The organism is Bacteroidota bacterium (genome assembly GCA_018816945.1).
Lineage (GTDB): Bacteria > Bacteroidota > Bacteroidia > Bacteroidales.
The window spans coordinates 84003-93347 of record JAHIVC010000055.1; the positions used below are offsets into that span (position 1 = coordinate 84003).

Sequence of the window (9345 nt, forward strand, 5' to 3'; positions counted from 1 at the left end):
CTTAATTCCCGTGTTTTTCAAGATCAGGCAGTGGCTCATTCATTATTAAAAAACGGTCGAACCATTCTTTAAGCATAAGATTGGTTTCTTCTTTGAATTCGGTAAGCCCATGATCAGCGCCTTCCATCATCACTAAACGATAAGGGATTTTCCCCTTTTGAAAAGCACTAGCCATATTTATTGCTGCCATAGGTGGAACGCGCCAATCAGAAGTACCATGCATAATCAATATCGGACAGGTTTTGCTGATTTCATGAACACGAGTAATGGCCGAACGTTCCTTCAACAGTGAGTCTTTATTCATCCAATATTTTGGTATTAATTGACTATAAACAGTTTTTTCCATTTCGCCACCTCGTTCATCATCCATCATTTGCAAATCGGTAACTCCACCTATCACAGCAACTGCCTTTATTTTATTTGTTTTCATCAAGCTCAGATAGGTCATCATTCCTCCTCTGCTCTTCCCAAACATTCCAATTTTTTCGACATCTGCCTGAGGCATTTTTCCTAAGAGTGGAATGAGGTTTAAAACATCGTTTACATCGGATCCACCAAATTCTTCCTGACCATCTCCCCCATCCGTTCCACGATATTGACTGGCAATGGCTACATAACCCCAACTAGCCACTCGTGCAAGAAGATCCACAACACTGTAAGGATTAATTTTACTGAATTCCCGATTTCCTCCACGGTTATAAATAATGGCTGGCAATTTTTCTGAACCTTTGGGATAAGCCATATAAGCTTTAACCCTGAGGCCATCACTCATGTAATAAACTTCTTCCATTTTGATGTTTTCCAAAAATGAGAATTCGGGCTTCAATGTGCTTGTTTTAGGTTCAAAAATCAATTGCCTGACTCTGGAACTAGCATAAGGATCAAAGTCTTTTCGGGAAACGATTTGCCCATTTGGCAAGCTATTGTCATAAGGTAAAGCCAGCAATGAGCCTAAATCCACTTCCTCACCATTGTTAAATAAAAATGTTATGCTGTTTAAATTTTCTAAATTCTCCAATGGGTTTTTGTCTAAAACGATAAGGTCGGCTTCATAACCTTTTTGTAATTTTCCTGTTTTCCATCCATAAGCTTCAGAAAAATTATTTGTACTTGCAGCCACTACCTCTCGATTACTTAAACCAATTCTGTGTAATATTTCCAGCTCTGAATGCAGTGAAATACCTGGCATAGTACCCCAAACATCGGTTGCGCTTCCAGCCAAATATTTACATCCGTTAGCTTGATAAACCTGTTCTATTTTTAGTTGTTGCAATGCCAAAGAAGTATAATTTGCCTGGACTTCAGGGGTATATAAATGTTTACCTGTAATTTTATCAACCGGGTTATTGATATCGACAGGGTTTAAAATTTTTGCAACCGGATCGTTCCACGGATTTTTATGATCGGGCAAATCGGCATATAGCAAACCAAAAGTTGGTATAATAAAGGTACGGCCTGAGGCCAACGTTTGAGCATGCTTCTGTAATTCTAAATTGGAGGTGTCCAATGAAGCCAGATATTGATAATATTTCCATTTAGGACTGTTCAATTTATCGCTAAATGGTTCATCAGCTACGGCCTCCCTGATTTTTTGTGGTGCCACATCCAATGAGTAACGGGTGGTGTGAACCACAGCATCAAGACCAATATTTATTGCTTCGGCATAGGATGAATGGCCCAATTCACCAATCGTGCCCATGCCCAATTTTTTAGCTTCAGCTTGTAACAACCTAACCTGATTTGGCCGGAGCTGATATTTAAGCAAAACAATTTTATACCCTTCTTTATGCAAATTTCGCAAATCGTGAAGTTGCGCATCATCTGACTTGGCTTCATCTCCCACCGATCCAAGATAATAAAAATCAGGACCTGGATTTGCATTTGGATAAAACCAACCTCGACGACCATCATCAATTTCAATAATTGTAGTAACTCCTTTAGCTAAATATGCGTTGGCATATGATTGATTGTTTAAGGTAGCAAATCCATCAATCAAACCGGGTAAAATATATTTTCCTGTTGCATCAATAACCCGTGCATTGGCTGGAATGGTCGTATTTTCATCAAAAGTACCCACAGCTATAATTTCATTTGCTTTAAAGTGGACAAAGCCATTCGGAACGTCATAATACTTTCCTTGCTCATCCTGCAGATTAATCAAAGTGGCACCTTTAATAAATACAGTATCGCTAACTTGTTGTTTTTGGCTGCAGGCTATTGACAACCACATCATGAAAAATAAAGAGAAAAGGGCTTTCATTATTTCGAATTTTTTTAAGTTAATGTATTAGAAATCAATAAAAAATGCTTGAGATTATTTCATTATTGCCTGATGTAGTTACGCAATAATTGGCTAACCCTATATGTGTTTGCATACGTTGATAAATAAGTTGATAATAAAAATAAAGCTGTTCAGTCTCTGGAATTCAGGTTTTACGTAACTTTTTACTTTTATTATCAACTAGTTAAACCATTATTTACAATTAATTCAAAATTTTGAATATTTTAATATCCATAGTTTTGAACCATATTTGAATTTGCTAACATCTCAACTTGTGGAATTGGAAATGCATATTTATAACTTCCATAAGCCGGTCCCCCATGTGTTTGGAGTACAGGATCTGATAGAGGAATATCTGAATTAGTGCGCGCCAAATCATCAAATCTAAATCCTTCGAAACATAGTTCTTTCCTTCTTTCCAGTAAAATATTATCTTTATCAGCAATAGTATAAAGATTAGCACCTCTTTTTGCAGGAACCATATTTAAATAAATTAATGCTGTCGCAGCATCACCAGTTTCTAATGCAGCCTCTGCATAAATCAAAATAACTTCTTCATAACGGATCAAAGGAACATTGTCATCAAATGAACGAGATGGATACTTACCAATATTCCTTAATTTAAAATTAGCTACTGCATCCCAATCGATCATGGCTGTTCCGGCAACAGTGCCTCCTCTTACATCATTATCATCAAATATCGTAAGAATATTAGGTAATGCACGAACATCACCATAATCAGAATAACGATATATATTAGCTAATCCGTTGATCCACTCATTATCGATATTACTATATCCCAATTCAAAAATTGAGTTTACACTTCCATCAATTGACCATGAAGCCGCATACTTATTGGCATCGATGATCGAGTACTTATTTGAAGCAATCACTATACTGGCCATTGATTTTGCTGTAGTCCAATCTTTAAAATATAAAGCTACTCTTGCAGCTAATGCTTGCGCCCCATAAGTAGTCATCAATTGTTTTGAATTATCATTTAAAGATGTACTCATCTTTGAGGTTGCAGTTGTTAAATCCTCCATGATAAACTGTTTACATTCAGCAACAGTATTTCGTATCGGAAAAAGGGTTTCTTTCGAACCTTTATAGGTTTTAACATAAGGTACACCTATATTTTGACCAGTTGTAACATGTTGTTGCCCATATATCCTTAAAAGATCAAAATGTGCTAACGCCCTAATTGCATATGCCTGGCCTATAATGTGGTCGATTTTTGTTGCATCACCTGTAATTTTATCAAGATCAGCTCCTATAATAACATTAGTTGAAGCAATAACGGTATAAATTTGAGTCCATGTGGCTGAAGCATCACTATCAGTATAAAGCATATCCATATTGCTTACTGTAGTTAATCTTGCAGAATTTCCATCTGCGAAAGCGTTATCTGAACGTACTTCACCATAAATAATTACATTTCTACCATAGTAATTATAGTTAGTCATTCTATTGTAAGCACCAAAAAGGATTCCTTGCAGGTCATCAACAGTTTTTATACTTGTGGCAACATCTTTTATCTGCGCTAGAGTTGGTTCTAGAGACTCTTTATCACAAGAAGTCACACTAACTAATAGCGTGATGGCTATTATTGAATATATAAATTTTTTCATCATTTTAAAATTTTAGATTTAACCCAAAAACAATTGATTTTACCGGGGGAGTTTCCAAACCAGTGAAACCGTCTGCGCCTACTTCCGGATCATATTTTAGTCTTTTATCTTTTACCCATATCAACAGGTTAGTACCTCGTACATAAACTTTTAGGCCATTAATTTTTAGCTTAGAAAGTATTGACTTGGAAAAATCATATCCAAAAACCAGATCTTTTAATCTCATATAGTCCCCATCATATAAAAACCTGGTAGAGGTATTTGCTGATTTATTTCCATCACTGCTCCAAACCATTTTAGGAATATCAGTAATATCACCCGGGTTTTGCCATCTATTCATTAACTCAGCGGCACCATTAAAAGATAATAATGCTTGTGTGCCATTAACCATATATAAGTTTGTCCACATTTCATATATTGCATTGCCTCCCTGGAATGATGCATTTGCATCAACAAAGAAATTTTTATAATCAACATGTAAGCTCATACCTCCACTATATGTTGGGAGAGGGCCTTTTCCCTGCCAAGCTTGTGCAGCAATACTATAATTACTGGTTGTTTCACCATCAACACCATTTACATACCAAAGTGGTAATCCGTTTGCAGGATCAACACCAGCCCATTTTATCATATACCATTCGTAAGCAGTATGGCCAACTGAAGATTTGTTCTTGTCAATGCTGTTAGAAATACTAATTTCTACTCCATTTCCGTCATAAGCTAATTCAGTAACTTCATTATCCAAGGTGGCAAAATTAAAAGATGCATTAATATTCAAATCCTTTGATTTAAGGATATCGAAAGCAACAATAAACTCAATACCTTTATTAACCATGGCCCCAACATTCTCTGTATACGAAGAATGTCCGGTACTTCGAGATAAAGGAACATTTTGTAATAGATCATAAGTTTTTTTATGGAAGTATGCAAATGAACCCGAAATTGCATTATCGAAGAACCCAAAATCAATACCAATATCTGAGTTTTTATTTTTCTCCCAAGTTAACTCACTGTTTCCATATTGATTAGTATAAATTGCGCCATTACCAATATAATTAGCATCATAAGCCAAAGATGCTTGATATCCGTTAATACCAATTGCCGAACTACCGCTAAGACCATAAGATGCTCTTACCCTTAAATTACTGATCCAATCAATATCCGAAAGAAATTTTTCCTGGCTCATATTCCAGGCTGCACCTGCAGCCCAAAATGTACCATAACGATTTGCGGCTTCGAATCTTGAAGAACCCTCGCGTCTGATTGTGAAGTCAGCAATATATCTCCCCAAGTAATTATAATTAACCATTCCTAAGTATGACAAATTAGACCAATCATAAAATGAAGATCCAGCTTGATAATTAGAACCAGCATTATCAATATTTGTTAAACCATCTGCCGGGAAATTTTCGCCATAACCCGTTAACCTATTTTGTTTATTTTTTTGGTATTCCAACAATGCTGTGACCGATATACGATGGTTTTCTTTATAAACCATTAAATAATCTAAAGAGTTTTGAGCTACATAGTTAAAATTTCTTTCGATCTGATCAGATGAAGAACCATTCAATGCCTTACCATCACCATGAATCCTGTTCCTGTACACTTTGTATTCACTGATTGCATAATCCAAAGATATCCTGGATTTGAACTTTAAATTCTTTACAATTTCCCATTCAATATTAGAGTTTGATATAGCACGGGTTAAATCATTATAGGTAATATCGTGTTTAGCTAAATATAAGTAATTGTAATAAACGCTTCCCTTATAGCTAATATTAATATTTCCATCTTCATCATAAGGTGTTATCCAAGGCGACATAAAGAAAGCTGCTGCTCGAGGATTTGCAAATTGTCGACCTCCTTCAAGAAATCCAGTTTGATGATTATTTGAAACGTTTGCTCTTGTTGAAAAAGTAAGGTTATTTCTAAATTTTCGGCCATAGCTTAATACTCCGGTTACTCTTTTAAAATCATTGCCTATAACTGTTGCTTCAGTTTTATTATAACTGAAAGAAGCATAAAATGATTGTAAATCATCTCCTCCTGTGGCAGATAAAGATACATTTTGCACAGGCGCGTTCTTGCTATCAACTGCTTCATTCCAATCAGCAAATGGTCTTCCGGCATTTACCCAATTCTGAAGTGTACGATTATCTTTGTTTTTGGCTACTACATATGAATATGCTTCCGCTTCCGAAAATCCATTGGCCTGGCCATAAGTATTATAGATAGCCTCTAAAAGTAATTCTTCCCGTTGAGCACCATTTAATGCCAATCTACCCTTTGTTGCATCATTTTGGAATCCATGAGAGGCTGAAAAATCAAATTGAGTTTTGCCACTTTTACCTTTTTTAGTTGTAATAACAATTACACCATTTGATCCACGGGCTCCATAAGCAGAAGTTGCAGATGCATCTTTTAGAATTGTTATGGACTCTATATCGGCACTATTTAAAGAAGCTAATGAAGTCAAGGAGCTTCTAACACTTGTGCCCCAGCTTGTTGTGCCGACATTTGAAACACTTCCGCTTATCATAGGAACTCCATCAATTACAAATAAAGGATCGTTTCCGGCTGTAAGCGAACCCATTCCCCTGATACGGATATCTTGAAAAGAGCCTGGGGTGCCCGATGTTGCCGAAATTGTTAATCCTGCAACTTTACCTTGTAATGCCTGATCGACAGAAGCTACAGGGATTTGTGCAAGCTGAGCACCAGATACCTGAACGGTTGAACCGGTGATTTCATTTTTACCTTTGGTTCCGTAACCAACAACAATAACCTCATTTAAACTGGTTGCTGATGGATTTAAAACAATTGAAAATTCTGTTTTATCCCCAACTTCAATAAATTGAGTTTCAAATCCAATAAAACTAACTTTAAGAACGGAAGCCGATCCGGTAACTTTTAACGAAAAATTACCATTTTGATCAGTAATAACACCATTTGAGGTACCTTCTTCCAAAACTGTAGCTCCGGGTAATGATATCCCGTCCTTATCCAGAACTTTACCTTTGATATTAATCAAACTTACCTCAATTGCCTTAATAGTTTTAACTTCCATTGATTTTCGAATAATGATATACTCATTTTCGATCAATGATTCCAATTGACTGCCTTTCAAGCATTCCGTCAGGACATTATTAATATCGGCATCCTTTAAGTCTATGCTGATTTGATTCAACCCTTTAAGATCATCAACCTGATAAATAAAACGATAATTGCTACTCTTTTCAATTTCCCGAAACACATTTTCGATTGAAACATTCTCAAGTTTGAGACTAAATGTGCCTTCTTTTTGTCCATTTGCCTGAGCGCTGATGACCCCCAAAACCATGGATAGAATTAATGATAGTTTCATAAGAATTAAAAAATTTCGCCTTATCCGCGAATCGCGGAAACTCACATGTAAAAAATTTTTCATAAATTTGAATGTTAGTTATTATTTATCCGGCGTTCAAGCTCCGGGTTAACTTACTTAAAAGGGGTTGGGTTCAAGCAATCCCTTTTTATTTTAAATGCTTTTTACTCGAATTGTTTTACCACTATATTCAAAGCTTACTTTTTGGGTTTTTTCCAATAAATCCAGTATTTGTGTTATACCTGCTTTTCTATCTACATTTCCTCTGAACTTCATATTCATAACATAATCATTTTCAAATTCAACCTTAAAATCATACCAGCGAGATAATTGATTAAATATGCTCTCCAGACTATTTGAGTTAAAAATGTAATAGCCATCCTTCCATGCAATATATGGCGATGTATCTACATTCTTTACACTGATTTTTCTATTCACGTCAATGATGACTCCTTGCTGACCCGGATTTAATTTCACAGTTGATTCGGAGTCGAACTTATGGCGTAAACTTACACTTCCTTTAATTAAAGTAGTTAAGTTCGTTTCTTCATCAGTGTATGAACGGATATTAAAAGATGTTCCTAAAACCTGAACCATTCCTTTTTCCGTATTCACAACAAATGGATGTTCAGAATTTAGCGCTATTTCGAAATATGCTTCTCCACTCACTAATTCTACAACTCTATTTTTGCCAAGAAACTGTTTGGGATATTTTATTGTAGTTTCTGAATTAACCCAAATTTTAGATCCGTCAGATAGATTTAAGGCAAATTCACCTCCCCTGGGTACAATCAGGGTATGTATTTCTTCGACCTGTTGATTATTTTCAATTTTCTCAGCATCAGCGTAAATAAGGGATCTCCCCTTCACTTCAATTTTAATACTGCTGTCTGCAACATTAACAACCTCATTTTCGCCAAATTCATAAATCTGGCCTTTTTCTACAATAAGTTGTGTTTTTGAACTTTCGGGAATCACTTTAGCTATAAACTCCGATTTAGTATCGGTAAATGGCCTTTCATAATTTAAAAGTAAATATGTTGCAGTCAAAATAGGGATAAGCACTGCTGCTGCTACGCGAGAATAAAAGAATATTTTTTTTCTGAATTTATCTCTCTGCATTTTCACTTTCTGCACAAGCCATTTTTCTTCAAGATTTATACTTCTATGTCTTTTAAACTGCATATCCAAGAATTCAGTTTTTTGAAGATTCAGAAATAACACTTTTAGGTCTTGATCCTCTTTTAACAAATTATCTACCTTTTTTTTATCTGATTCAGACAATTCATCTTTTAAATACAGCAACAAAAGTTGGCTGATTTCAAGATTTTCATCAATTTTTCTCATTAGTATCAATGTGTATTTTTTTATCAATTCTAAAGAATCGATTTTTATAGCTATTCTATATAAAGTGTTCAGATTAAATTTAGGGTGAACTGGAAGAGAAATATTTCTAAACTTTCTAAAAAAATGAATCAAATTTAATAAGCAACAATAAATATAAACTGTTTTTTAGATGATCGCGCAAAAACTTGCGGGCTTTTAATTTATGGGTCTTTACGGTATTTACACTAATTTTCAATTCATTTGCAATTTCATCTTGCGATAACCCATCCAAAAAATGCAAAAATACTTTCTTGCGTTGTCCTGGCATTGAATTTATCAATTTATTGATTTCTTTTACCATTTCTTCTTCGATCATGATAATTGAATCATCAATCTGATATTCGTTCTCCCTTATCCTTTTTTCTGAAAAATCTGTTTTAACTTTGTAATGACGGATATGGTTCATGCACCTAAATCGCACAGCAGTGTATAAATAATTTGCGATTTTATTAATATAAACTTCATCTCTTTTTTTCCACAAATCCAGAAATATTTCTTGTACGATATCTTCGGCAATTTGGTCATTGTGAATAATTTTTACTGCATAGTAATACAGCGATGAAAAGTATTCCTCAAAAATAGTTTTGAAATGCATTTCATTTTGAATCTTGAAAAAGATATCTCCAGAATTTACTTGCCTAATGTTCACTAGGCAAATATATAAAAATGTAAGTCAAACTATA

Annotated in this window: 5 protein-coding genes; all 5 read right to left on the reverse strand. The window is 34.9% G+C overall.

Features of this window, described 5'->3' with window-relative positions:
* Position 1: 1 nt before the first annotated feature.
* The gene (locus tag KKG99_08625; GenBank protein ID MBU1013059.1) at positions 2 to 2260 is read right to left on the reverse strand and encodes a prolyl oligopeptidase family serine peptidase; all 2259 of its coding nucleotides are present in this window, start codon (positions 2258 to 2260) and stop codon (positions 2 to 4) included.
* Between the two features lie 245 nt (positions 2261 to 2505).
* The gene (locus tag KKG99_08630) at positions 2506 to 3912 is read right to left on the reverse strand and encodes a RagB/SusD family nutrient uptake outer membrane protein (GenBank protein MBU1013060.1); all 1407 of its coding nucleotides are present in this window, start codon (positions 3910 to 3912) and stop codon (positions 2506 to 2508) included.
* A 4-nt stretch (positions 3913 to 3916) separates the two neighbouring features.
* Positions 3917 to 7339: a TonB-dependent receptor gene (locus tag KKG99_08635; GenBank protein ID MBU1013061.1), complete on the reverse strand. Its 3423-nt coding sequence runs from the start codon at positions 7337 to 7339 to the stop codon at positions 3917 to 3919.
* A gap of 90 nt (positions 7340 to 7429) precedes the next feature.
* Positions 7430 to 8623, reverse strand: a complete 1194-nt coding sequence (locus KKG99_08640; GenBank protein ID MBU1013062.1) for a FecR family protein — start codon at positions 8621 to 8623, stop codon at positions 7430 to 7432.
* A 115-nt stretch (positions 8624 to 8738) separates the two neighbouring features.
* The gene (locus KKG99_08645) at positions 8739 to 9257 is read right to left on the reverse strand and encodes an RNA polymerase sigma-70 factor (protein MBU1013063.1); all 519 of its coding nucleotides are present in this window, start codon (positions 9255 to 9257) and stop codon (positions 8739 to 8741) included.
* Between the last annotated feature and the right edge of the window lie 88 nt (positions 9258 to 9345).

Bases quoted from the DNA above. Each gene is read 5' to 3' on its own strand.
- KKG99_08625 (MBU1013059.1), bottom strand. From the start codon at position 2,260: ATGAAAGCCCTTTTCTCTTTATTTTTCATGATGTGGTTGTCAATAGCC.
- KKG99_08630 (MBU1013060.1), bottom strand. From the start codon at position 3,912: ATGAAAAAATTTATATATTCAATAATAGCCATCACGCTATTAGTTAGT.
- KKG99_08635 (MBU1013061.1), bottom strand. From the start codon at position 7,339: ATGAAAAATTTTTTACATGTGAGTTTCCGCGATTCGCGGATAAGGCGA.
- KKG99_08640 (MBU1013062.1), bottom strand. From the start codon at position 8,623: ATGAGAAAAATTGATGAAAATCTTGAAATCAGCCAACTTTTGTTGCTG.
- KKG99_08645 (MBU1013063.1), bottom strand. From the start codon at position 9,257: ATGCATTTCAAAACTATTTTTGAGGAATACTTTTCATCGCTGTATTAC.